Here is a 24,928-nt window from a genome sequence, read left to right on the forward strand (position 1 = left end):
TGGCTAACAACACCCTTTTTGGAGACGCCCCATGGCTCACCACGCACGCTGGTCAATGTCGCAGGTCACTGCTTTATTTGAAAAACCTTTCCTAGAACTGCTGTTTGAAGCACAAACTGTGCATCGCCAGCATTTCGATCCTCGTCATGTGCAGGTCAGCACATTGTTGTCGATTAAGACCGGTGCCTGTCCGGAAGACTGCAAATATTGCCCGCAAAGCGCGCGATACAAAACCGGACTGGCTTCCGAACGCCTGATGGAAGTTGAGCAAGTACTGGACTCCGCTCGTAAAGCGCTGAATGCCGGTTCTACCCGTTTCTGCATGGGCGCTGCGTGGAAAAACCCTAATGATCGCGATATGCCATACCTCGAGCAAATGGTGCAGGGGGTACGTGAAATGGGGCTGGAAACCTGCATGACGCTCGGGACATTAACCGATTCACAAGCCCAGCGACTTGCGTCTGCCGGGCTTGATTACTACAACCACAACCTCGATACCTCGCCAGAATTTTACGGCAATATTATTACCACTCGTACTTATCAGGAGCGCCTCGACACGCTGGATAAAGTGCGCGATGCCGGCATTAAAGTCTGCTCTGGCGGCATTGTTGGTTTGGGTGAAACGGTCACCGACCGCGCCGGGTTGCTGCTGCAATTAGCCAATTTACCAACGCCACCAGAAAGCGTGCCAATTAACATGCTGGTGAAAGTCAAAGGCACGCCGATGGCGGATAACGAAGACGTTGATGCATTTGATTTTATTCGCACAATCGCGGTGGCACGCATCATGATGCCAAAGTCTTTCGTGCGGCTTTCCGCCGGACGCGAGCAGATGAGCGAGCAGACCCAGGCAATGTGTTTCATGGCGGGGGCGAACTCAATTTTCTATGGTTGCAAACTGCTCACCACTCCAAACCCGGAAGAAGACAAAGACCTGCAATTGTTCCGCAAGCTGGGGCTTAACCCACAGCAAACTACCACCCATGCGGGCGACAACGAACAGCAACAACAACTGGCCGATCAATTGCTGTCAGCGGATACGGAGAAATACTACAACGCGGCGGCTGTATGAGTTGGCAGCAGCGAATTGATCGCGCGCTCGAGCAGCGGAAAACCAACGGCAGCTTTCGAACCCGCACGGTCAATCAACAAGGTAGCGCGCGCTACCTTATGCAGAACGGCACCCGCTACCTGAATTTTTCCAGTAATGATTATCTGGGGATAAGCCAGCATGCGCAGGTGATTAGCGCCTGGCAGCAGGGGGCTGAGATATACGGTGTTGGAAGCGGTGGTTCCGGGCATGTTACCGGGTATAACGAAGCGCATCAGCTGTTTGAAGAACAGTTGGCTGACTGGCTTGGCTACCCGCGCGCGCTGCTATTTATTTCAGGTTTTGCGGCCAATCAGGCACTGATCGCGGCATTCACTGAAAAATCAGACCGTATCGTTGCCGATAAACTCAGCCACGCCTCGCTTCTTGAAGCGGCGATGCATAGCCCGGCGCAGTTACGGCGTTTTGCCCATAATGATGTGGACTCACTGCAAACGTTGCTCGAACAGCCCATTGATGGCCAACAACTGGTGATCACCGAAGGTGTTTTCAGCATGGATGGTGATGCAGCGCCATTGGCTGAAATTGCGCAGGTGACGCGTCATGCCCAGGGCCTGTTGATGGTCGACGATGCCCATGGCATTGGCGTCATGGGTAATCAGGGGCGCGGGAGTTGTGACCACTTGCAAGTTAAACCAGACCTGCTGGTGGTGACCTTTGGCAAAGCGTTTGGTGCCAGCGGAGCCGCTGTGTTGTGCAGTGAATCAATGGCTGATTACCTGCTGCAATTTGCCCGGCATCTCATCTACAGCACGGCGATGCCGCCTGCGCAGGCGTGTGCATTGTCCACTGCGTTAAACGTGATTCGCCGTGATGATTCAAGGCGCTTGATGTTGCAGGCCAATATTGCTCGCTTCCGTGCAGGTGCTCAGTCACTTCCTTGGCAATTAATGTCTTCGCAAACGGCGATACAGCCGCTGATTGTTGGAGAAAACCAACCAGCTGTGAATCTTGCCGCCACATTGCGTGAACGTGGGATCTGGGTGACGGCTATTCGCCCACCAACCGTTCCACCGGGTACGGCACGGCTGCGTATTACGCTGACCGCCAGCCACACCGATGCGGATATCGACATGCTTCTGGAGGCTCTGTATGACGCGGCTCGTTGATAAAGCGGCAGTCGCTGCGGCATTTGGCCGGGCGGCAATGACTTATGACCGCCATGCCGAATTGCAGCGCACCAGTGGCGCGTTGCTGGCGGGTATGCTCGAAGGGCGCACCATTTCAAACGTGCTCGATGCAGGATGCGGGACGGGCTGGTACAGCCGTGCCTGGCGTGAAAAAGGCTGCCATGTGACGGCGTTGGACCTCTCGACAGACATGTTGAACCATGCCACGCAGCAAGGCTCGGCAGATCGTTATCTCGAAGGTGATATCGAAGCCATCAATCTTAAAGACAGCCATGTTGACCTGGCATGGAGCAACCTGGCGGTACAGTGGTGCAATGATTTACGCGCAGGCTTAAGTGAACTTTACCGCGTAACACGCCCTGGCGGATGTGTGGCATTTACTACCCTTGCGGCCGAGTCTTTATCCGAATTGCACACCGCCTGGCAGGCGGTAGATGAACGGCCTCATGCCAATAAATTTCTGCCGATTTCGCAGATTCATGAAGCGTGCGATGGGTGGCATTATTCCCTGCAAACTCATGAGATTAGCCAGTCGTTCTATAGTGTAATGAGCGCGATGCACTCGCTAAAAGGTATTGGTGCGACGCATCTTCATGACGGTCGTAAAACGTCATTGATGACCCGCCAACAGTTACAAAAATTGAGCCTTGCCTGGCCTCAAAAAGAGGGGCGATTTCCCCTGACCTGGCAGCTCGTTTGTGGAGTCATTGAACGTGATTAAAAAATGGTTTGTCACTGGAACCGATACGGAAGTCGGTAAAACTGTTGCCAGCTGTGCTTTGCTGCAGGCTGCAACACACGCAGGTTACCGCACCGCGGGCTATAAGCCGGTGGCGTCGGGCAGTGAAATGACCGGGCAGGGGATCCGTAACACGGATGCACTGGCCTTACAGCTTAATAGCAGTGTCCCGTTAAGCTACGAACAGGTTAACCCTTACGCCTTTCTGGAGCCGACATCTCCGCATATCGTGAGTGCGCAAGAGCAGCGGCCCATTGAGTTTTCGCAGATATCCGCAGGCTTTGAAGCGCTGACTTCTCAGGCGGACTGGCTACAGGTAGAAGGCGCGGGCGGTTGGTTTACACCGCTTTCTTCCAGCAAAACCTTTGCGGATTGGGTGATACAAGAGCAGTTACCCGTGATCCTGGTGGTTGGGGTTAAGTTGGGCTGTATCAACCATGCCATGCTGACTGCGCTCGCGGTCCAAAGTGCAGGGCTGCGTCTGGCGGGTTGGATTGCTAACGATGTGCAACCCACCGGAAAGCGTCACCCTGAGTATATCGCAACGCTACGTGATGTTTTAAAAGCCCCCATGCTGGGCGAAATTCCATTCTGCCCGAATATCGACAGTCAAACGCCTTTAGGCGGCTACCTGGATATTTCGCTTCTTTCGCAGTAACTCGCAAATTCACCGTTCGTTTTTGCAACGCCCGATAAATCTTTCGGGCGCTCTTCCATATGCCGATAATTTCCAGATCTTCTCCTTTGTAGAAAAATACCTCGCAGGTAAATTGTCTCTCAACTTTATGTTGTCATGTGACAACTTTTTTGCGAGTATAGCCAGGAGGTTTTATGAAGCGGCGCATTCACCCGAATAAGGACATTGAAGCAGCATTAAGTTATGCCGAATGTCAGGGCTGGCAAGTGCGGCCCGGTGGGGCACATTGCTGGGGGAAAATGTATTGTCCCTGGAATGACAAAGCATGCCGTTGCGGTGAGTTTTGTATCAGCTGTATCTGGAGCACGCCGCGCAGTGCCTATAACCATGCCAGGCAAATACGGCGGGTTGTTGATAACTGTAGCCAGCAGGGCATACCACTCATCATCAGACATTAAGTTTCAAGGAGCAGAATATGTCAGAATTTAGCTTCACGTTGATTTTCACGCTGCCAGAAAAGAGCCAGGACCCGGAACAATGGGTTGAAGCATTGGGCGCACAAGGTTGCGATGATGCGCTGGTTGGCGTGGGCGTCACAGGGCGAATTGCGCTGAATTTCATTCGTGAATCAACGGATGCCAAACAGGCCGTTGTTTCAGCGATTAAAGATGTCAAACGTATTATTCCAGGCGCTACGTTGGTTGAAGTTATGCCGGATCTGGTCGGGCTAACGGATATCGCCGAGCTGCTGGGTTTTTCCCGGCAGTACATGCGCAAAGTGATGGTGAGCCGCGAAGCGTTTCCTCAACCGGTGCATGACGGTAAAACCGCAATCTGGCACCTGGAGCCGGTGCTGCGTTGGATGCGTGAAGCAGGTGTTTCTAAAGTGCCATTGCCGCTAGTGGAATTATCAGCGGTGACCCGCCAATGTAATTTGCAGCGTGAACTTGCCGATCTGGACGTGAAAGTACAAAAACAACTCGGTCAATTGTGACGGCAGAACGTGCTGGGTGTTCTTGCCGTCGAGTGAAACACCATCATGGATCTATCCAGCTGGAGACGAGTTTGTCATCCAGTAAAGCGACATTTCCTTGTGCGACGTTGCGGCCACGGTGAAGCAGGCAGAAACGGTCAGCCACGCGGCGAATAAACGAAAGCCGCTGTTCAACCAGTAATACCGTCAGGCCGAAATCACGGCTTAGACGCCTGATAATATTGCTTAAGTCATTGATAAAACGCTGGCCGCTGCCTAACGTCGGTTCATCAAGAATTAACAGCTTCGGATCCGTGACCAGCGCCCGTGCCAGCGCCAGCTGTTGCTGAAGTTCGCCGGATAACTCCCCACCTCGCATATGGCGCAGGCTGTAGAGTTCAGGGAAAAGTTCATACACCATGCCTGGTATCGTCCGTGATTGTACGCGGGCTGCCAGAAGTGCTATTTGCAGGTTTTCCTCAACACTCAGTTGGGAAAAGATCCGCCTGTCCTGTGAGACATAGCTCATTCCCAGCGCGGCCCGGCCTTCAATTGGCTGGGTGAGTAAATCCTGTGGCGGGTGTCCGGCTTCCAGCCAGAACATACTGCCGCTTTGCACTGGCAAATAACCCGTTATGCAATTAACCAGTGTTGTTTTTCCCATACCTGGTGCGCCAAGAACGCAGGTGCATTCGCCTGGCGTCAGCTCAAGATCCAGATTCCACAGAATATGGCTTTCACCATAAAACTGGTTAACAGCTCGCAGACTCAACATCGACATTCTCCTTCTGGCAGGGGTAACAACTTTGAACGACTTTTGTAACGTGCAAACAGACGAATAGAACTGTGCAATTCCCTTGCCATTAACCGCAACGTCCAGCAGAACATTGCAACTTTGAGAAAAGCCTCATGAAAAAGGGTGAATAAACCTTCGGCCACTACCACTCAAAAAACCTGCTGCACTTTGTCAGTGCCTGGCGCTTTCTGGGTTTGGTGCAATGTGGCGCTGTTGCCCCATACAAATGCGTGTTTCGTGAGCAGGATCATAAGAAATCATCGGCTCCCTGGTGGCAAAAAAGAGCCAAAAAAAATAACGAAAAATTTTTTTAGGGCCTGGCACAGGGAAAATGGGGTTTTTTGCGGTGTGCGCCGCGAAAGGGCTGAGAGCAGTTATCCACTATTCCTGTGGATAACCATGTGCATTAGAGTTAGAAAACTTGCGGTAAGCGAGAGCGGGCGCGGCTTGCGCATGAATTGGCGTTAAACCAGACTTTTCGGAATAAGTGTTAAAAATTAATGAGTTGAATAAAATCAATCGGTGCAATAAAAGTGCCACAGATGTTCCTTACGCTTTTATGACACTGCTTGACAAATGTTAAAAGGTAAAAAAATCTGGGGATAACCATTTTGGTCAGCTGAAATATCTGATAGCTGGTTATTTTACCGGCAAACCAGACGGTAAAGTGGCGAAGTATCATAAACGCAACGGCAAGGAACTGGTTTTTCATCCAGTATCTTTTTCTGGCAAAATTTCCTGTGCCGAGTAAAATTATCCTCCGGCCCGCTCGTTTCTTCATCAGGTAGCCTCTTCATGAGTAAAGCGTTCAAATTAAATTCAGCTTTTAAACCTTCTGGCGACCAGCCAGAGGCCATTCGTCGCCTTAAAGAAGGTCTGGAAGATGGGCTTGCCCATCAGACTTTATTGGGTGTGACGGGCTCTGGTAAAACCTTTACCGTGGCAAATGTAATTGCTGATTTACAACGCCCCACTATGGTGCTGGCTCCTAACAAAACGCTGGCCGCGCAGTTGTATGGCGAGATGAAAGAGTTCTTTCCAGATAACGCCGTTGAGTTCTTTGTCTCTTATTACGACTACTATCAGCCGGAAGCCTACGTTCCGAGTTCTGATACGTTTATCGAAAAGGACTCTTCGGTTAACGAACATATTGAGCAGATGCGTTTGTCGGCGACCAAAGCGTTGCTGGAGCGGCGGGATGTGATTGTGGTGGCGTCGGTGTCGGCAATTTACGGCCTGGGCGACCCGGATTTATATCTGAAGATGATGCTTCACCTGACCAAAGGGATGATCATCGATCAGCGTTCAATAATACGTCGCCTGACTGAGCTGCAATATACCCGCAACGACCAGGCATTCCAGCGTGGTACTTTCCGCGTGCGCGGTGAAGTGGTTGATATCTTCCCGGCCGAGTCGGACGACCTCGCCTTACGCGTTGAGCTGTTCGATGAAGAAGTCGAACGTCTATCGCTGTTTGACCCGCTGACCGGGCAAGTTGACCAGGCTATCCAGCGTTTCACGGTCTACCCAAAATCGCATTACGTCACACCGCGTGAACGAATTCTGCAAGCCATGGAAGAGATCAAAGTTGAGCTGGCAGATCGTAGGAAAGTGCTGTTGGCGAATAACAAATTGCTTGAGGAGCAACGCCTCTCGCAACGCACCCAGTTTGATTTAGAGATGATGAACGAGCTGGGATACTGTTCTGGTGTCGAAAACTATTCACGGTTCCTTTCCGGGCGTGGTCCTGGCGAGCCACCGCCAACGCTTTTTGATTATCTGCCGGCAGATGGTTTGCTGATTGTTGACGAATCCCACGTGACGATTCCGCAAATCGGCGGCATGTACAAAGGTGACCGTTCGCGCAAAGAAACACTGGTGGAGTATGGCTTCCGTTTGCCATCAGCACTTGATAACCGCCCGCTGAGGTTTGAAGAGTTTGAAGCGCTGGCACCGCAAACAATTTATGTTTCGGCAACACCAAGCCATTACGAGCTTGAGAAATCGGGCGGCGATGTTGTCGATCAGGTCGTCAGGCCAACCGGCTTATTAGACCCGATTATCGAAGTTCGCCCAGTCGGTACTCAGGTTGACGATCTGCTTTCTGAGATTCGCAAACGCGTTGAGGTTAACGAACGCGTGCTGGTCACCACGCTTACCAAGCGCATGGCTGAAGACTTAACCGAATATCTCGAAGAGCACGGCGAGCGGGTGCGTTACCTGCACTCTGATATCGATACCGTCGAGCGTATGGAAATCATTCGTGATTTGCGCCTTGGCGAGTTCGACGTGCTGGTGGGCATCAACTTGCTGCGTGAAGGGTTGGATATGCCTGAAGTGTCGCTGGTGGCGATTCTGGATGCCGATAAAGAGGGCTTCCTGCGCTCCGAGCGTTCACTGATTCAGACCATTGGCCGCGCGGCACGTAATATCAACGGTAAAGCGATTTTATATGGCGACAAAATCACACCATCAATGGCGAAAGCGATTGGTGAAACGGAGCGTCGTCGTGAGAAACAACAGCGTTACAACGAAGAAAATGGGATTACGCCGCAAGGGTTGAACAAAAAAGTCGTCGATGTCCTTCAGCTTGGTGAAGGAATGGCGAAAACGAAAGGCCGGATGAAAAGCAAAGCGCGCAGCGTGATTGAAGATGATGAAATCATCCTGACGCCAAAAGCCTTGCAGCAGAAAATTCACCAGCTGGAAGGGAAGATGCTGGAGCATGCGCAAAACCTGGAATTTGAAGAGGCGGCGCAGATCCGTGATCAGCTTCATCAACTGCGTCAATTGTTTATCGCGACGTCGTAAAGTGTTGATGCCGCTGATGGGGTTTTATCAGTCGGGTTAGCGTGAGCGACACCCGACATCAATCGATCACTTATCCCAACTGCTGAAGGGCATTTTCCAGCGCCTGGCGCAGAAGGCGCCTGTCGTGGCGATAACGAACATCGCTCGCTTCCAGCGGCTCCTTAATCACTACGCGGTCCGTGATTTCCGACGTATCCACCTGCGGGCCAACGACCACGGCATCAATGATGCGTTTCCCCACACGTTGTTCCATAATCTCCAGCGTTTGCACGAGTGACAGGTTGGCCGCCGCAGTACTTAACTCTTTCCCGAGGTTACCGATAAACACCACCGGGGCAGGGGTCCGACGCAGCGCCTGATCCATATCTTCAAGCAGCAGTATTGGCATTAGGCTGGTGTAAAAACTACCAGGGCCAATCAGAATCAAATCTGCTTCGGCAATAGCTTGCACCGCTTCGCGTGTGGCGTGCGCTTTTGGATACAGGGATAACTCCTGTGGCGGCGAAGAAAGCTGGTCAATATTCACTTCACCATAAATAAAATGGCCGTCAGCGTCTGTTGCCATCAAATCAACCGGTTGTTCAGACATCGGAATCAGAAACGCATCCACTTTTAGCAGGTTACGAATCAGGTTGATGGCTTCTAAAGGCCGCACGCTCAGGTGATCTAACGCCTTTAACATCAAGTTTCCGAGGTTATGGCCGGAAAGTTCACCATTACCACCAAAACGATACTCAAACATGGCTGAAGCAACGCTTTGTTCAGTAATTAACTGATTTAAACAGTTGCGCATATCACCCCAGGCGATCCCCCCTTCGGAGCGACGAATACGCCCTGTGGAACCGCCGTTATCGGTGGTGGTGACAATACCGGTTAAACGTGAACCCAAAGAGGAGAGGGACGACATGACCCTTCCCAGACCGTGCCCGCCGCCGAGAGCGACTACCCGATCCAAATCCGCAAACGTACGATTGCGCATAACTATTCCTAATGACGAACTATCGAAATAAGGTAGCGTAAAAGATCTCAAAATACGATTAAGCCTCGGACCTTAATGATGTATATCAAAGCAAAAGCTTGCTTTTCGCGTAGTCTGTGGCGAAATTGAACGATTAGTTCGTTATGTGTGTATTTATATAACGAAAGCTGTTATGGCAGTTAACGCCGTCACGCGCTACTATCGCTTATCGCTCTAAAACACTAAGCCTCTGGACCTAAGTCGAAAGATACGGTGCTTTGGCCGTGACCTTGAGTCACCAGGGTGCAGAAAGAAATGCCTGCATCTCCCGTATTTGGAAGGTGTACATGGCTACCCAACTTACCGATGCTTACGCTCGTAAGTTTTTTTACCTGCGTCTGTCAATTACCGACGTTTGCAATTTCCGTTGCAACTATTGCCTGCCTGATGGCTACAAGCCTCATGGTGTGGCGAACAAAAGTTTCCTCAACGTCGATGAAATTCGCCGCGTTACGCGTGCATTTGCGGCCCTCGGTACTGAAAAGGTACGACTGACGGGCGGCGAACCCTCTTTGCGTAAAGACTTCACCGATATTATCGCCGCCGTGCGCGAAAACCCCGGTATTCGCCAGATTGCGATGACCACCAATGGTTATCGCCTTGCGCGTGATATTCAGCAGTGGCGTGATGCCGGGCTGACTGCGGTGAATGTTAGCGTCGATAGCCTCGATGCCCGCCAGTTTCACGCCATTACCGGGCAGGATAAATTCCGCCAGGTAATGGACGGTATTGATGCCGCTTTCACCGCCGGTTTTGAGCGTGTGAAAGTCAATACTGTGCTGATGCGCGATGTGAACCATCACGAACTCGACACCTTCCTTGTATGGATCAAAACTCGTCCAATCCAGCTGCGTTTTATTGAGCTAATGGAAACTGGCGACGGTGGCGATCTGTTCCGCAAACACCATATTTCCGGCAAAACCATTCGCGACCAGTTACTGGCTCGCGGCTGGGTTCACCAGCTACGCAGCCGCAGCGATGGGCCAGCGCAGGTCTTTTGCCACCCGGATTACCAGGGTGAAATTGGCCTTATCATGCCGTATGAAAAAGACTTCTGTGCCAGCTGCAACCGCCTGCGCGTGTCGTCGGTCGGCAACCTGCATCTGTGTTTGTTTGGTGAGCAGGGCATCTCCCTGCGAGATCTCTTAGCGGATGACGGGCAAATCGACGAGCTTGAGGCGCGTATCGCTGAAGCTTTAACGCACAAGAAACAGACCCATTTCCTGCATGACGGTGAAACCGGCATTACGCAGAATCTGTCGTATATCGGCGGCTAAAACCCGCTGTATCCCAATGATTTTGGGTATAAAAAGGAAGATAACAATGAGCCAGATTAGTAGCGAATTTGTCCCGGTACATATTGCCATTCTGACCGTCTCAAGCCGCCGGGGTGAAGAAGACGATACCTCCGGCCACTATCTGCGTGAAGCGGCAACAGAAGCGGGGCACCACGTGGTTGCCAAAGCGATTGTGAAAGAAAATCGCTACGCTATCCGCGCTCAGGTGTCCCAATGGATTGCTGACGATAACGTGCAGGTGGTGTTAATTAATGGCGGCACGGGTTTTACTGATGGCGACCAGGCACCAGAAGCATTGTTGCCCCTGTTTGACCGTGAAATCGAAGGCTTTGGTGAAGTGTTCCGCATGCTCTCTTTTGAAGAAATCGGCACCTCAACGCTGCAATCGCGCGCGTTAGCGGGCATCGCCAATCGCACTTTGATTTTCGCTATGCCAGGCTCAACTAAAGCTTGCCACACCGCGTGGGAAAATATCATCCAGCCACAACTGGATGCCCGCGTGCGCCCTTGTAATTTCCACCCCCACATCAAGAAATAAACTATGTCGCAACTGACTCATATTAATGCGCAAGGCGAAGCGCACATGGTTGATGTTTCCGCCAAAACTGAAACGGTGCGCGAAGCGCGTGCTGAGGCGTTCATCACCATGGAAGCCACAACACTTGCCATGATTATCGAAGGCAGCCACCACAAAGGTGATGTCTTTGCCACGGCGCGTATTGCCGGGATTCAGGCCGCGAAGCGCACCTGGGATTTAATTCCCCTTTGCCACCCGCTGATGCTCAGCAAAGTCGAAGTGAATTTGGCCGCCGAGCCCGAACACAACCGCGTGCGCATTGAATCCATCTGCCGACTGACCGGCAAAACCGGCGTGGAAATGGAAGCGCTGACTGCCGCATCGGTTGCCGCGTTAACCATTTACGACATGTGCAAAGCGGTACAAAAAGACATGGTGATTGGCCCGGTGCGCCTGCTGGCGAAAAGCGGTGGGAAGTCTGGCGACTTTAAGGTTGATAGCAAGGTGGAGCAATGATTAACGTCCTGTTTTTTGCCCAGGTGCGTGAACTGGTCGATTGCGACAGTCTGCAACTGGACGCAACTTTTAACGATGTTGAGCATCTGCGCCAAAACCTGGCCGCTAAAAGCGAACGCTGGGCGCTGGCGTTAGAGTCCGGAAAATTGCTGGCAGCGGTAAACCAGACGCTGGTGAGTTTTGATCATCCGCTTAACGACGGTGATGAAGTGGCTTTCTTCCCACCGGTTACCGGAGGCTGAAATGGAAAACACCCGAATTCGTGTCAGCCCTGAGAACTTCAACGTTGGCGACGAGTACCAATGGCTTGCGCAGTGCGATGAAGACGGTGCTGTGGTGACTTTTACCGGTAAAGTGCGCAACCATAATCTTGGCGATAGCGTGAGTGCCTTAACGCTCGAACACTATCCGGGCATGACGGAAAAGGCGCTGGCAGAAATTATCGAAGAAGCACGCCAGCGCTGGCCGCTGCAACGCGTAAGCGTGATACACCGCATCGGCGAATTATGGCCTGGCGACGAAATTGTTTTCGTTGGTGTGACCGGGGCGCATCGCAGCTCTGCGTTTGAATCTGCACAATTCATTATGGATTATCTGAAAACGCGAGCGCCATTCTGGAAGCGTGAAGCCACGGCTGACGGCGATCGCTGGGTAGAAGCGCGTGATACTGACAAACAGGCGGCAAAACGCTGGTAACAGGCACCTTCACGCAGTTGTGTTAATCTTAAGGTACAGGCTTTCAAGCCTGAAATTCGGTCAACATAATTCACTTTAAGGAAGCATCATGGATCGATTCCCACGTTCCAATGACACCATCGTGCAGCAGGCCAGAACGGGTTTGCAGGCATATATGGCACAAGTTTATGGCTGGATGACCTGCGGCCTGTTACTGACGGCATTTGTCGCCTGGTATGCGGCGAACACGCCAGCGGTGATGGAATTCGTCTTTTCCAGCAAAATTACCTTCTTTGGTTTGATCATCGTCCAGTTGGGCCTGGTTTTTGTGCTTTCAGGCATGGTTCATAAGCTCAGCGCTGGCATGGCAACCAGCTTGTTTATGCTTTACTCGGCTCTGACTGGCCTGACGCTTTCCAGCATTTTTATCGTTTATACCTATTCATCTATCGCCAGCACATTTGTGGTGGCGGGTGGGATGTTCGGTGCGATGAGTCTTTACGGTTACACCACCAAGCGTGATTTAAGCGGTTTTGGCAATATGCTGTTTATGGCGCTGATTGGTATCGTGCTGGCATCACTGGTGAATATCTGGCTGAAAAGCTCGGCGCTGATGTGGGCTGTGACCTATATCGGCGTGGTCGTGTTTGTTGGCCTGACGGCTTACGACACCCAGAAGCTGAAAAATATCGGTGAGCAAATTGATACCCGTGATACGCAAACCATGCGCAAGTACTCCATCCTTGGCGCACTGACGTTGTATCTCGACTTTATCAACCTGTTCCTGATGCTGTTGCGTATTTTCGGCAACCGCCGTTAAGTTCTTTCGCCCTCATCCCGGCCTTCTCCCCCAGCAGAAGGGGAAAACCGAATGTTCTTTTCCTTTTCCCTCTCTCCCTCAGAGAGAGGGCTGGGGTGAGGGTTGTTTTCTCCCAGCTTCTTCTCATTTTTCACCCGTATCTTCTTCGCCCGACTCTCAAGCCCTAAATAACAGACAATCGCCAGCAGCAGCGGGGCAATAAAATAGAGCATTCGGTAAGCCAGCAGTGCGGCAATAATCGTGCCGTTGCTGACATGTTCACCTGCCAGTAACGCGATAAACACCGCTTCCAGCACACCAATCCCGGCAGGAATATGCACAATTACCCCGGCAATGCTGCTGACTAACAGCACGCCTAACACGAAGAAATAATTTACCTGCTGACCCAACAACAGCCAGATAATTGCGCCCATCACCATCCAGTTACAGCATGAAACCACCAGCTGTACCAGGGCGAATTTAAACGAGGGCAGCACCAGGCGCTGGCCCTTAATCGTCATATGGCGGTGTTTAGCAAAAGCACAAAACCACAGATAAACCGCAATCATTGCCAGCAGCACGCCACCTAAAATTCGCAGGGTTGTTTCGTCGATGTACCAGTGATCCGGTAACTGCACTACGCCGATGGTGAAAATCACGCCAGCCAACAGAATGTAGCCAAGCCAGTTAGTGGAAATACTTAATGAAAAAATGCGCGTAATAGTGGCGCTGGGCAGGCCAAGCCGTGAATAGAGCCGGTAGCGCATACCGATGCCGCCGACCCAGGTACTTAGCGTCAGGTTGAAGGCGTAACAGATAAACGACACCAGCATCACCTGCCGTTTTGCCAGTTTGTGCCCGCAATACGACCGCGCCAGCAAATCGTAACAGCCGTAAATCAGGTAGCTCAGAATCACCAGGCCGACGGCGCTGAACAACGCCATGCGGTTGTAATTACGAATAACTTCCCAGACTTCCTGCCAGTTAACTTTCGTTGCATACACCACCAACAGCACGATGACGGCAATGAAAAACAGCCAGGTGAGGATTTTCTTTGCTTTGCGCCATTTTGGATGCGAGTGCGACATCAATATTTCACCCCCGGATTGTCCGTTTCAACCCGATCCTGCGTTTCCATATGGGGCTGAGCCGGGGGCATCACTTGCGCAAGCTTTGGTGTGTGTGCCGGCAACCAGCCGACCATCGCCGGGAAGTGGCGCAGGAAGTGGAACGCCAGCACGCTTTTACCCAGATTCCACCAGGTACGTTTTGGCAGCATGGATTCAACGACAGGGTGGCAATCTTTGGCAATCAAGCCAGTCAGGTTGCCACGCAAGGTGTCATTGAATGTGCGATCGTAAATAATCAGGTTCGCTTCGAGGTTCAGCGACAGGCTCAGCGGATCAAGATTGCTGGAGCCGACCGTTGCCCAATGGTCGTCCATGATGGCGACTTTGCCGTGCAGGGGGCGGCGATGGTATTCATAGATTTTCACCCCGGAACGCACCAGGTAATTGTACAGCAGGCGTGCGCCGACCTTCACAATTGGCATATCAGGCTCACCCTGAACAATCAGTTTTACCGAAACGCCGCGTCGTGAAGCATTGCGCATGGCGTGAAGCAAGCGATAGCCCGGGAAGAAATAGGCGTTGGCAATAATCACTTCGCGCTTCGCTTTGCTGAGCATTTTCAAATAGTAACGTTCTATATCATCGCGATGCTGGTTATTGTCGCGCCAGACAAACAATGCTTGCGCTTCGCCGGGCGTCAGGTTGTCTTGCGCAGGGTTTCGGCGGCGTCGCCACCAGCGGCGTTTATCATCGTGGCCAGGTAAGTTAGAAATCACATACTGGTAAATATCATCCACCACCGGCCCTTCAACTTTGACCGAGTAATCTTGCTTTGACTCCGGGCCGTAATCGCTCATTTGTTCTGCGGAATAGTTAATGCCGCCGACAAACGCCACCGTGCCGTCGACCACCACAATTTTGCGATGCATACGGCGGAACAGATTGGTCCGCATGCCAAACACTAATGGGCGCGGATCGTAGTAGCGGAACATCACACCGGCAGTGGTGAGTTGGCTAACAAATTCATCGCTTAAATCCGGTGAACCGTAGCCATCAAGCAGAACTTCTACGCTAACGCCGCGACGAGCCGCATTAAGTAAAACGCCGTGCAATTGTTTTCCAACCTCATCTTCAAACCAGATGAATGTCTCGAGAATCACTTTGCTGTGTGCATTCTCAATGGCTTGAAATACCGCCGGGAAAAACTGGTCACCGTTTTCGAGTAATGAAATCCGGTTCCCGTCACGCCAGTTATTTTTCATAGATGGATCTCCACGGCGAGTGGCGCATGGTCGGAGAGATGCCGCCATTGCCGCAACGGCAGCGCCGTCGGTGCACTTGCGGATGCATTTTTCACATAAATTCGGTCGAGGCGAAGCAGCGGAAAGCGGGCAGGGAAGGTGCGAGCCGGGCGACCAGATGCGCGCGTAAACACTTCATCCAAACCCGTTTGTTTTAATTGGCGGTTGGCGCGTTGCTGCCAGTCATTGAAATCTCCGGCCACCACCACAGGTTCGCCTTCAGGCAATTCATTCACCAGTTGGCAGAGCATATCGAGCTGTACTTTACGGTGCGCTTCATGCAAACCGAGATGCACACAAATGACATGTGCACGAATATTGGCACCCGGTAAGTTTATCTGGCAGTGCAGCATGCCGCGCTTTTCGTGGCCTTCTACTGAAATATCGCGGTTTTCAAAATGGCTGATGGGGAAGCGAGATAAAACGGCATTACCGTGATGCCCTTCGGGATAAACCGCGTTGCGGCCATAGGCAAAATCGCGCCACATTGTGTCAGCGAGAAATTCGTAATGGCTGGTGGTCGGCCAGCTTTCAAACTTTAGGGAATGCGCTTCATGTGCGCCCATCACCTCCTGCAAGCAGACGATATCCGCAGAAGTTGCACGTACTGCCTCGCGCAACTCCGGCAAAATAAAGCGCCTGTTGAGGGCGGTAAAACCTTTGTGTGTATTAATAGTGAGCACTTTAAAGGAAAAGTGCGGAGTCTTGTTACCCATGCTTCTCCCGGCATTGTTAACATCCTGATGAAAATAAAGTGTAGTCTCTGTCACAAATAGGTGTCGGGTTACGGAATTTTCCGCATACTGCGGTACTCTGAATGACAGGAAATTGCGGCCAGGAGATAAATAATGAAATGGCAACAACGTGTACAAGTGACAACAGGCCTAAGCTGCTGGCAGATAATGCTGCATCTTTTGGTGGTCTGTGCTCTGCTCGTTGGATGGAAAACCGCCACTTTGATTCATGTCGGTATTGGGTTATGCCTGGTGTATGTTGCGACCGTGGTGGTGATGTTTGCCCTGCAGCCGTTTCGCAGCGGGCGGTTACGCGATATTGCTGATTTTCTGGAAGAGCTGACCACTACCTGGTACTTCGGCTCAGCCATGATTGCGCTGTGGCTGCTGTCACGCGTGGTCGAAAACAAATTTCTGCTGGCAGGCGCCGGCATCGCCATGATAGCCGGGCCAATTATCTATTCGCTGCTGGTTAAAGATAAGGCATCAGGCGATTTTGCGACGAAACATCCAATACGCCGCTGAACCCGTTGTGGCCGCTATGACTAATAGTGGCCACACACTTCCCCACACAATGTCAAAACTCGCATTCTTCAAATAAATTTGCTTGGTGATATCGGTGAAATGTCGGATAGGGTTTACCCACGTCAGGTTTTGCAGCCACACAGGCATGTTCTCGACGGGCGACACGTAACCCGACAACAAAATCGCAGGCATCATAAAGACAAACACTCCGATAAACGCCTGTTGTTGTGTTGAACACAGCGATGAGATCAGCAACCCAAACCCCACCAACGACAAGCCATAAATCAGCATTGTGAAGTAAAACAGCAGCAGCGAGCCGGAAAACGGAATGTGATAACCCCAAATCCCAACGCCCAGCACAATGGTTGCCTGGCCGATGGCGACAATTTGTGCAGGCACCGCTTTGCCGACAAATATTTGCCAGGTTGCCAGTGGGGAAACCAGCAGCTGATCAAGCGTGCCTTGTTCACGTTCGCGAGCCACGGAAAGCGAGGTCACAATCATTACGCCGATCGTGGTGATCATGGCAATCAGCGACGGCACCACAAACCATTTGTAATCCAGATTCGGGTTGTACCAGTTGCGTACGACCAGCTCACTGTTATTCGGTTTGGGTTGCCCGGACACCAGTTCCTGTTGGTAGTTTTTTACGATCTGTTGCAGGTAATTCGCCGCAATTTGCGCACTGTTTGAATTACGCCCATCGAGAATAATCTGCAGTTTTGCCTGCTGCTGGCTGGCGATGTCGCGCGAAAACTCTGCCGGGAAGCGAATCAGTAACAGGGCTTTTTGATTATCAATAGTCGGCTGGATCTCCTGCGGGCTTTTCAGCAGCAATACATGGCTGAATGCTTTTGCGCGGGCAAAACGTTGGGTGAGTTCAACCGAGTGGCTGCCGTTGTCTTCGTTATAAATGGCAATGGTCGCATTCGTGACTTCAAGTGTGGCAGCAAACGGGAACAGCACCACCTGTAACACGACGGGCAAAATCAAAATCGCCCGCGTTTGCGGCTCGCGCAGCAAGGATTGCAGTTCTTTGCGAATTAAAGTCCATAACCGATATAGCATCGTGTTCCCCTAATCAAGGCGGCGCTTGGTTTTGAGTGCCGTGAGGCCGATAAACATCACCGCCGAGGCAATTAAAAACAGCACGTTGATGACTAATACCGTCGTAATATTTCCGGCCAGAAACAGGCTTTGCAGAGTGCTGACGAAATAACGTGCCGGAATGATATAGGTCACCGCGCGGATAATCGCCGGCATACTGTCAATCTGGAAGATAAAGCCCGACAACATAATTGATGGCAGGAACGCCGCGTTTAACGCGACCTGTGCTGCATTAAACTGGTTGCGGGTAATCGTGGAAATCAGCAGCCCCATGCCAAGCGTGCTCAGTAAAAACAGGCTGGTTATCAGGAACAAAATCAGTAACGAACCGCGATACGGTACGCCAAGAATAAACACCGACACCAGCATACATAACAGCATCGCCAGCATACCCAACACGTAATAGGGCAGCAGTTTGCACAGCAATAATTCGGTGCGCGTCACTTGTGTGGACAGTAGTGCTTCCATGGTGCCGCGCTCCCACTCACGCGCCACCACCAGCGACGTCAGGATCGCGCCTATCACCGTCATGATGATGGTTATGGCACCGGGAATAATAAAATGCTGGCTGATAGCCGCTGGGTTAAACCAGTAGCGTAGTTGCACGTCGATAAGCGGCTCAAACTTTTCACCCCGATCTTCCGCGCGTTGTTGCTGCCAGATTTGCCAGATCCCCTCCATGTAACCCTGCACAAAGTTAGCGGTGTTGGGTTCGCTGCCATCGGTGATGACCTGCACGGGTGCGGTGGCTCCAGCGCGCGCCATGTTTTGTGCAAAATCAGTTGGGATCACCACCAGCCCACGAATTTTCCCCGCCTGCATCAGTTGGATCAGGTGCTGGCGGTTATCGCTGACGGTGGGCTCAATATAGGGCGATGCGGTAATCGTATGGGCGAAGTCCAGTGCTTCCTCGCTTTGCTGCTCCAGCAAAACGCCAACGCGCAGGCGGCTGGAATCAAGGTTTATGCCATAACCGAAAATAAACAGCAGCAATAGCGGGATCACCACCGCAATCAGCCAGCTGCTGGGGTCGCGCACAATCTGGCGTGTCTCTTTCACGCACAGGGCGCGCACACGCCGCCAGGAAACGGCCTGATTATGCTCGCGCATTTTCGTGCTCCTTATCCCACTGATGGATAAGCGTAATAAATGCCTGCTCCATGGTGGGGTCAGTTTGCTCGTCGTTGGCCGCTTGCTCTTTCAGGTCATCTGGCGTGCCGCTGGCAATCAACTTGCCGCGATACACCAGCCCGATGCGGTCGCAGTATTCTGCTTCATCCATAAAGTGCGTGGTGACCATAACGGTCACGCCTTTTTCCACCATGCTATTGATGTGCAGCCAAAACTCGCGGCGCGTGATCGGGTCAACGCCGGAGGTCGGTTCATCAAGAAACAAAATATCCGGTTCATGCATCAGGGAACAGGCCAGCGCCAGACGTTGCTTAAAGCCGAGCGGCAGTGCGTCCGTGGCGCTGTTCATAATCGGTTGCAGGCTGAAGGCTTCACTCATGCGGTTAATTTTCTCCTGCTGCGCTTTGCCGCGCAGGCCATACACGCCGGAGAAAAATCGCAGGTTTTGTTCCACGGTAAGATTGCCGTACAACGAGAATTTCTGAGCCATATAGCCAAGATGCTGGCGTGCTTTTCCGGAACTGGTTTTTAAGTCCATATCCAGCACCAGCGCTTTGCCTGAAGTTGGCACCAGCAGGCCACACATCATTTTAAAAGTGGTGGATTTCCCGGCGCCATTTGGCCCCAGCAGACCAAATATCTCCCCACGTTGAACGGTGAAATCAACGTTATCTGTGGCAGCAAAATCACCGAACTTCTTGGTTAAGGCTTCCGCTTTGATGACCGTTTCACCCTGGATGCCATCTACGGTATGCAGGATTTTGCCCAGCGGGGATTCCTGTGTGGCCGCACCGCCGAGCAGGTCGATAAATGCATCTTCAAAGCGCGGTTCGGTTTGCGAGATAGCCTCTTCTGGCACATTGAGCGCCTGAGTCAGTTCTTCAACTGACGACTCTTTGGCGAGAATTAAACGCACCGAACGCCCCTGAATTACGCCATCGCTGACCTGCGGTAATTTCAGCGCACGTTGCAATAACTTGCGGTTGTTCTCTTCGCCGTGACTCAATAACAGCGAGCGCCCGGCCATTTGCTGAGTCAGCTCTTTAGGCGCGCCGTGATACAACAGTTCGCCTTCATTCATCAGCAGCACGTCGCGGCATTGTTCGGCTTCGTCAAGGTAAGATGTGCTCCACAGAATCAACATGCCGTCGCCTGCCAGTTCATGAACCATTTGCCACAGCTCGCGCCGTGAAATGGGGTCAACACCCACACCAGGCTCATCAAGCAGCAATACTTTTGGCTGCCCGACTAACGTGCAGGCAAGGCCGAGTTTCTGTTTCATCCCGCCGGAGAGCTTCCCGGCAAGGCGCGTGGTGAATGGGCCGAGTGCAGTAAACTCCAGCAGGCGCTTAAAGGTTTCTTCGCGTTCAGCACCCACCACACTGCGTAAATCAGCGTACAGGTTCAGGTTCTCCATCACCGTGAGATCTTCATACAGGCCAAATTTTTGCGGCATATATCCCAGAACGGCGTGTAAAGCGCGATCGTCGTTAATGGGATCAAGACCAATCACCTGCGCACTACCTTCTGTCGGTTTCAAAAGACCGGCCAGCATGCGCATCAGCGTGGTTTTCCCTGCGCCATCCGGGCCGACCAATCCGGTGACTGAGCCTTGATGAATTTCGCAATCAAGGCTCGCGACCGCTGGTTTTTCCTGCCCCGGAAAGCGCTTCATCAGCCCCTGCAGGCGAATGATGCCGTCCTGGCTACTCATGTGCTTTCTCGTCGTTGAATTTCACGGTCACCGGCATTCCCTGGCGCAGGGAGTCGTCGGCGTCCGTCACGATAATTCGCAGGCGATAAACCAGATCGGTGCGCAAATCTGGTGTTTCCACCATTTTCGGGGTGAATTCAGCCGTTGGCGAGACAAATCCAATTTTGCCGTGATAAGGCTTATCCGGGCGGCCGTCGGTATAAACCAGCAACTCTGTACCTGGTTTTGCCTGATTCAGACTTACTTCGTTCACATAAGCACGCACCCAAACCGGGCGAGTGAGGGACAGGGTTAACACGGTGCTACCGGCATTCAGCATGGTGCCGGGTTCAACTGCGCGGGTCAGTAACGTGCCGTCAGAGGGTGCAATCAGCGTGGTGTCTTGCAAATCGAGTTGCGCCTGCGAAAGTTGCGCTTTCGCCTGTTGCAGGCTGGCCTGCGCCTGGGCAATTTCCTGCGGGCGGTTCCCTGTACGGTACTGGCTGAGCTTGTCTCGCGCCGCTTTCAGCGTCGCTTTTGCCTGATCGCTGGATGAACGGGCGTTTTCCAGTTCATTGGCAGAAATAACCCGGCGCGCCCACAAGCCTTGCTGGCGCTGATAAAAGTTCTGCGCATAATCAAATGCGGCCTGAGCCTGATTCACCTGGGCTGCGGCCTGGGCAATTTCTTCGTCGCGATAACCGGCAATCACGAGGTCAAATTTTGCCTGTGCAGCAGCAACATTTGCCTGCGCCTGAAGCAGGGCGTTTTGATACGGCCCCTGGTCCAGTTCGCCCAGCGTTTCCCCGGCTTTAATTGCATCCCCTTCGTCGACCTGTAACGCGGCAAGGCGACCACCGACGCGGAAACTCAGATTGACAGTGCGAATATCAACATTGCCATAGAGCGTCAGCCCCTGGTCTTGCTGGCTTCTGTACCATATCCAGCCGGCCAGTCCCGCAACAATAAGCGCGACAACCACCACGATAACTATCGGCTTTTTACTTTTCATTGCTCGTTGTTCCTCGTTGCGCGGATAACCCCTGCAAAATGAAATCAATATGGCTGCGTACCACATCGCTGATTTGCTTCACGTTGTCTTTATCAAACGTTGACCACCCTGCACGAAGCAAAATGGTTTCACGCCCGAGACGAAAAGCCAGCACCTGCCCAAGCAGCGCATGGGTATGGAGAATAGTGGCGGTATCGTTCGGGCAATTTCCGGTATAACGCCCGACCAGGCTTGTGAGATGCGAGTGCATTGGTGCAATCACCTGGTCGTGAATTAACTGATACGCAGGCGTTGGCGAGAGCTGTTCTCGAGAGATAAACTTGCTCAGATTCAGCGTTTCATCGGCGGTCAGCAACATAATCATGTGCTCGCATGCGGTGTGGATAAGCTCGCGGATCTGCTGTTTATCAGGCTGCGTCTGGTTGAGAATCGCCTCGGCGCGTTCAACATGCGGCTTGAAATTGTGGGTGATGAAGTCAGCAATCCATTGCGCTGACGCCATATACAGCTCTTCTTTCGAACCGAAGTAGTAGGTAATGGCGGCAATGTTTTGCCCGGCAAGTGCGGCGATATCGCGGGTGGTGGCATGTAACCCATACTCACCAAATTGCGCGATGGCAGCAGTAATTAGCGTGTTTTTTGCCTGCTCGCCACGGGAGGTGGCCGGTGCCGGTGTTGCGTTCATACCGACCTCTTAAAAAGTTAATCAATCGATTGATTAAGAGTAGGCTCCCGATATCGTAGTGTCCAGTCCCAAACATTTATCTTGTGAACGGGCCGAAAAATAGAATTTGTGCGCAAAGTCACAAAACCTGTTACACTGCGCGGCTTACGGCACCGTGGTTTGTGCCCCTCTCTCGCGCCAGAATGACTGGCGTCATATGAACCCCTGGAAACTACACCGCACCTCGCGGTCAGGGCGATTCTGGAGTACCTATGTCTTTTGATTCTCTCGGCCTGAACGCCGATATTCTGCGTGCAGTGGAAGAGCAGGGCTATCGTGAGCCTACCCCTATTCAACGCCAGGCGATCCCGGTCGTCTTAGCAGGTCGTGACCTGATGGCCAGTGCCCAAACCGGCACCGGTAAAACAGCTGGCTTTACCTTGCCGCTGTTGCAGCGCCTGGTCGACAATCAGCCGCATGCCAAAGGTCGCCGCCCGGTTCGTGCGCTGATCCTGACGCCAACCCGTGAGCTTGCAGCTCAGATTGGCGAAAACGTAAGCGACTACAGCAAATATTTAGATATCCGCTCGCTGGTGGTTTTCGGCGGCGTGAGCATTAACCCGCAGATGATGAAACTGCGTAGCGGTGTTGATGTGCTGGTGGCAACACCTGGCCGTCTGCTAGATCTGGAACACCAGAACGCCGTGAAACTCGACCAGGTCGAAATTCTGGTGCTGGACGAAGCTGACCGTATGCTGGATATGGGCTTCATCCACGATATCCGCCGTGTACTGGCAAAACTGCCTGCACGCCGCCAGAACTTGCTGTTCTCCGCGACCTTCTCTGATGAGATTAAAGGGCTGGCTGAAAAGCTGCTGCATAATCCAGAAGAAGTGTCTGTTGCGCGTCGTAACACAGCTTCCGAGCAAGTGACTCAACACGTTCATTTCGTTGATAAGAAACGTAAAAGAGAACTGCTGTCACAGCTGATTGGTGAAGGTAACTGGCAGCAAGTGCTGGTGTTTACCCGTACCAAACACGGTGCAAACCACCTGGCAGAACAGCTGGGCAAAGATGGCATTACCGCTGCGGCTATCCACGGTAACAAGAGCCAGGGCGCACGTACTCGTGCATTGGCTGACTTCAAAAACGGCGGCATTCGTGTGCTGGTGGCAACTGACATCGCCGCGCGTGGTCTTGATATCGAAGAGTTACCGCACGTCGTGAACTACGAGCTGCCTAACGTACCAGAAGATTACGTGCACCGTATTGGCCGTACTGGCCGTGCGGCAGCAACCGGTGAAGCGCTGTCTCTGGTGTGTGTTGATGAACACAAACTGCTGCGCGACATCGAACGTGTCCTTAAGCGTGAAGTTCCGCGTATGGCACTGCCAGGTTATGAAGTGGATCCGTCCATTCCAGCTGAGCCAATCGTCAACGGTCGCCAGCAGCAACGTGGCGGCGGTCGTGGAAACGGCGGTGGTCAGGGCCAGGGTCAACGTCGTGGTGGCAATAGCGGCGGCGCATCATCCGATCGCAGCAGCGCACCGCGTCGCCCATCTCGCCCACAGGCAGATGGCGCGAAACCTGCTGGTGCTAACGCTCGTCGTCGTCCGGCACGCAAGCCAGCTTCGTCTAATTAATTAGGCTTTGCCTACTCAAACAGAGGCGCTAACATAGCGCCTCTTTTTTTTACCGGAAAAACGCTATGCGTGTACTGCTTGCGCCAATGGAAGGGGTTCTCGACTCACTGGTTCGTGAACTGCTGACAGAGGTCAATGACTACGACTTGTGTATCACCGAGTTCTTGCGCGTGGTCGACCAGCTTTTGCCGGCAAAATCATTCCATAAACTTTGCCCGGAACTTGAACACGCCAGCCGCACTCAGTCCGGTACGTTAGTCCGTATTCAACTCCTGGGGCAACATCCACAATGGCTGGCTGAAAACGCTGCGCGTGCTGTGGAACTGGGTTCCTGCGGTGTTGATCTTAACTGCGGCTGCCCATCCAAACTGGTGAATGGTAGCGGCGGCGGTGCCACACTGCTCAAAGACCCCGATCTGATTTACCGTGGCGCAAAAGCGATGCGTGAAGCGGTGCCTGTGCATTTGCCCGTTACGGTGAAAATCCGCCTCGGCTGGGACAGCGACGCGCGCCAGTTTGAAATTGCTGATGCCGTGCAGCAGGCAGGTGCCACAGAACTTACGGTTCACGGGCGCACCAAAGAAGACGGTTACAAAGCAGAGCGCATCAACTGGGCGGCGATTGGCGAAATCCGTCAACGCTTGTCTATTCCGGTTATCGCCAACGGTGAAATCTGGGACTGGCAAAGTGCGCAAGACTGCATGGCGGCAACGGGCTGTGACTCCGTGATGATTGGCCGCGGGGCGCTTAACGTCCCTAATTTAAGCCGCGTGATTAAGTACAATGAGCCGCGTATGCCGTGGCCAGATGTGGTGAAACTACTGCAAAAATACAGCCAGCTTGAAAAGCAGGGCGATACGGGGATGTATCACGTTGCGCGTATCAAACAGTGGCTGGGATATTTACGTAAAGAATACGTTGAAGCAACGGACTTGTTTACTGCGATTCGTACACTCAAGCATTCTGCGGACATCGCCCGTGTGATTTGTAACCCGGTACGTTAAGCCGAGATCTTCATCACGATTTTT

Annotated in this window: 27 protein-coding genes and 1 riboswitch; of the genes, 16 read left to right on the top strand and 11 right to left on the bottom strand. The window is 52.5% G+C overall.

From position 1 onward, the window contains the following. Positions 1-31 precede the first annotated feature (31 nt). The 6 genes from bioB to M975_RS03415 all read left to right on the top strand — a co-directional run bounded on the left by bioB (position 32) and on the right by M975_RS03415 (position 4,611). A complete protein-coding gene (gene bioB / locus M975_RS03395; protein WP_064557292.1) occupies positions 32-1,072 on the top strand; it encodes a biotin synthase BioB in 1,041 nt (346 codons plus the stop codon). Continuing rightward, positions 1,069-2,220, top strand: a complete 1,152-nt coding sequence (bioF, locus tag M975_RS03400) for an 8-amino-7-oxononanoate synthase (RefSeq protein WP_064557294.1) — start codon at positions 1,069-1,071, stop codon at positions 2,218-2,220. Before bioB ends, bioF begins: the two co-directional genes overlap by 4 nt. Beyond that, positions 2,204-2,962, top strand: coding sequence for a malonyl-ACP O-methyltransferase BioC (gene bioC, locus M975_RS03405; RefSeq protein WP_064557296.1), 759 nt, complete (start codon positions 2,204-2,206; stop codon positions 2,960-2,962). Before bioF ends, bioC begins: the two co-directional genes overlap by 17 nt. After that, complete coding sequence (gene bioD / locus M975_RS03410; protein ID WP_064557298.1) at positions 2,955-3,638, top strand: dethiobiotin synthase; 684 nt, start codon at positions 2,955-2,957, stop codon at positions 3,636-3,638. The genes bioC and bioD overlap by 8 nt, the downstream gene beginning before the upstream one ends. Before the next feature lie 173 nt (positions 3,639-3,811). Beyond that, entirely contained in the window at positions 3,812-4,075 is a 264-nt protein-coding gene (locus tag M975_RS23290; RefSeq protein WP_074388313.1) for a hypothetical protein, read from the top strand. 17 nt (positions 4,076-4,092) lie between these two features. Next, positions 4,093-4,611 (top strand): helix-turn-helix transcriptional regulator, encoded by a 519-nt coding sequence (locus tag M975_RS03415; RefSeq protein WP_064557300.1) that lies wholly within the window; start codon positions 4,093-4,095, stop codon positions 4,609-4,611. Positions 4,612-4,654: 43 nt separating this feature from the next. On the opposite strand, the gene M975_RS03420 is transcribed toward M975_RS03415, so the two are convergent. After that, the gene (locus tag M975_RS03420) at positions 4,655-5,365 is read right to left on the bottom strand and encodes an ABC transporter ATP-binding protein (RefSeq protein WP_064557303.1); all 711 of its coding nucleotides are present in this window, start codon (positions 5,363-5,365) and stop codon (positions 4,655-4,657) included. Positions 5,366-5,876: 511 nt separating this feature from the next. Continuing rightward, complete coding sequence (locus M975_RS22675; protein ID WP_157093322.1) at positions 5,877-6,167, bottom strand: hypothetical protein; 291 nt, start codon at positions 6,165-6,167, stop codon at positions 5,877-5,879. A 14-nt stretch (positions 6,168-6,181) separates the two neighbouring features. Between M975_RS22675 and uvrB the strand changes: the two genes are divergently transcribed. After that, a complete protein-coding gene (uvrB, locus tag M975_RS03430; protein WP_064557307.1) occupies positions 6,182-8,197 on the top strand; it encodes an excinuclease ABC subunit UvrB in 2,016 nt (671 codons plus the stop codon). A 70-nt stretch (positions 8,198-8,267) separates the two neighbouring features. On the opposite strand, the gene yvcK is transcribed toward uvrB, so the two are convergent. Continuing rightward, positions 8,268-9,176 (bottom strand): uridine diphosphate-N-acetylglucosamine-binding protein YvcK, encoded by a 909-nt coding sequence (yvcK, locus tag M975_RS03435; protein ID WP_064557309.1) that lies wholly within the window; start codon positions 9,174-9,176, stop codon positions 8,268-8,270. A 207-nt stretch (positions 9,177-9,383) separates the two neighbouring features. Further along, a riboswitch (molybdenum cofactor riboswitch) is annotated at positions 9,384-9,515 on the top strand. On the opposite strand from yvcK, the gene moaA reads away from it, so the two are divergent. The 6 genes from moaA (at position 9,503) to M975_RS03465 (ending at position 13,041) form a co-directional block, all read left to right on the top strand. Continuing rightward, complete coding sequence (gene moaA / locus M975_RS03440; RefSeq protein ID WP_064557311.1) at positions 9,503-10,492, top strand: GTP 3',8-cyclase MoaA; 990 nt, start codon at positions 9,503-9,505, stop codon at positions 10,490-10,492. Its footprint overlaps the riboswitch before it by 13 nt. Before the next feature lie 46 nt (positions 10,493-10,538). Beyond that, positions 10,539-11,051, top strand: a complete 513-nt coding sequence (moaB, locus tag M975_RS03445; RefSeq protein WP_064557313.1) for a molybdenum cofactor biosynthesis protein B — start codon at positions 10,539-10,541, stop codon at positions 11,049-11,051. A 3-nt stretch (positions 11,052-11,054) separates the two neighbouring features. Further along, a complete protein-coding gene (gene moaC / locus M975_RS03450; RefSeq protein ID WP_064557314.1) occupies positions 11,055-11,546 on the top strand; it encodes a cyclic pyranopterin monophosphate synthase MoaC in 492 nt (163 codons plus the stop codon). Further along, the gene (moaD, locus tag M975_RS03455; protein WP_064557316.1) at positions 11,543-11,788 is read left to right on the top strand and encodes a molybdopterin synthase sulfur carrier subunit; all 246 of its coding nucleotides are present in this window, start codon (positions 11,543-11,545) and stop codon (positions 11,786-11,788) included. The genes moaC and moaD overlap by 4 nt, the downstream gene beginning before the upstream one ends. A gap of 1 nt (position 11,789) precedes the next feature. After that, complete coding sequence (gene moaE, locus M975_RS03460) at positions 11,790-12,242, top strand: molybdopterin synthase catalytic subunit MoaE (RefSeq protein ID WP_064557318.1); 453 nt, start codon at positions 11,790-11,792, stop codon at positions 12,240-12,242. An 88-nt stretch (positions 12,243-12,330) separates the two neighbouring features. After that, positions 12,331-13,041 carry a Bax inhibitor-1/YccA family protein gene (locus tag M975_RS03465; protein WP_064557320.1) on the top strand — a complete coding sequence of 237 codons (711 nt, stop codon included), beginning with the start codon at positions 12,331-12,333 and terminating at the stop codon, positions 13,039-13,041. On the opposite strand, the gene M975_RS03470 is transcribed toward M975_RS03465, so the two are convergent. The 3 genes from M975_RS03470 to M975_RS03480 are packed head-to-tail and all read right to left on the bottom strand — an operon-like array spanning position 13,038 to position 16,107. After that, the gene (locus tag M975_RS03470; RefSeq protein WP_083967833.1) at positions 13,038-14,108 is read right to left on the bottom strand and encodes a lysylphosphatidylglycerol synthase transmembrane domain-containing protein; all 1,071 of its coding nucleotides are present in this window, start codon (positions 14,106-14,108) and stop codon (positions 13,038-13,040) included. The two genes, M975_RS03465 and M975_RS03470, sit on opposite strands and share 4 nt — an antisense overlap. Continuing rightward, positions 14,108-15,352, bottom strand: coding sequence for a cardiolipin synthase ClsB (gene clsB, locus M975_RS03475; RefSeq protein WP_064557321.1), 1,245 nt, complete (start codon positions 15,350-15,352; stop codon positions 14,108-14,110). Before clsB ends, M975_RS03470 begins: the two co-directional genes overlap by 1 nt. Beyond that, positions 15,349-16,107 carry an endonuclease/exonuclease/phosphatase family protein gene (locus M975_RS03480; protein WP_064557323.1) on the bottom strand — a complete coding sequence of 253 codons (759 nt, stop codon included), beginning with the start codon at positions 16,105-16,107 and terminating at the stop codon, positions 15,349-15,351. Before M975_RS03480 ends, clsB begins: the two co-directional genes overlap by 4 nt. A 132-nt stretch (positions 16,108-16,239) precedes the next feature. Here M975_RS03480 and M975_RS03485 point away from each other — a divergent pair, with 132 nt between their 5' ends. Beyond that, positions 16,240-16,650 (top strand): YbhQ family protein, encoded by a 411-nt coding sequence (locus M975_RS03485; protein WP_064557326.1) that lies wholly within the window; start codon positions 16,240-16,242, stop codon positions 16,648-16,650. Here M975_RS03485 and M975_RS03490 read toward each other — a convergent pair. Genes M975_RS03490 through cecR form a run of 5 tightly spaced genes read right to left on the bottom strand, consistent with a single transcriptional unit; the run spans position 16,612 to position 22,278 of the window. After that, a complete protein-coding gene (locus tag M975_RS03490) occupies positions 16,612-17,718 on the bottom strand; it encodes an ABC transporter permease (protein WP_064548474.1) in 1,107 nt (368 codons plus the stop codon). The genes M975_RS03485 and M975_RS03490 overlap by 39 nt on opposite strands. 9 nt (positions 17,719-17,727) lie before the next feature. Then, positions 17,728-18,867: an ABC transporter permease gene (locus tag M975_RS03495; RefSeq protein ID WP_064557328.1), complete on the bottom strand. Its 1,140-nt coding sequence runs from the start codon at positions 18,865-18,867 to the stop codon at positions 17,728-17,730. After that, positions 18,854-20,602, bottom strand: coding sequence for an ATP-binding cassette domain-containing protein (locus M975_RS03500; protein ID WP_064557330.1), 1,749 nt, complete (start codon positions 20,600-20,602; stop codon positions 18,854-18,856). The genes M975_RS03495 and M975_RS03500 overlap by 14 nt, the downstream gene beginning before the upstream one ends. Beyond that, positions 20,595-21,593, bottom strand: coding sequence for a secretion protein HlyD (gene hlyD / locus M975_RS03505; RefSeq protein WP_064557331.1), 999 nt, complete (start codon positions 21,591-21,593; stop codon positions 20,595-20,597). Before hlyD ends, M975_RS03500 begins: the two co-directional genes overlap by 8 nt. Further along, positions 21,583-22,278, bottom strand: coding sequence for a transcriptional regulator CecR (cecR, locus tag M975_RS03510; protein WP_064557333.1), 696 nt, complete (start codon positions 22,276-22,278; stop codon positions 21,583-21,585). Before cecR ends, hlyD begins: the two co-directional genes overlap by 11 nt. Positions 22,279-22,529: 251 nt before the next feature. Here cecR and rhlE point away from each other — a divergent pair, with 251 nt between their 5' ends. Further along, a complete protein-coding gene (rhlE, locus tag M975_RS03515) occupies positions 22,530-23,900 on the top strand; it encodes an ATP-dependent RNA helicase RhlE (RefSeq protein ID WP_064557335.1) in 1,371 nt (456 codons plus the stop codon). A gap of 65 nt (positions 23,901-23,965) precedes the next feature. Then, positions 23,966-24,904, top strand: coding sequence for a tRNA dihydrouridine(16) synthase DusC (dusC, locus tag M975_RS03520; protein ID WP_064557336.1), 939 nt, complete (start codon positions 23,966-23,968; stop codon positions 24,902-24,904). Positions 24,905-24,928 lie beyond the last annotated feature (24 nt).

The organism is Buttiauxella brennerae ATCC 51605 (genome assembly GCF_001654925.1).
Taxonomy (GTDB): domain Bacteria; phylum Pseudomonadota; class Gammaproteobacteria; order Enterobacterales; family Enterobacteriaceae; genus Buttiauxella; species Buttiauxella brennerae.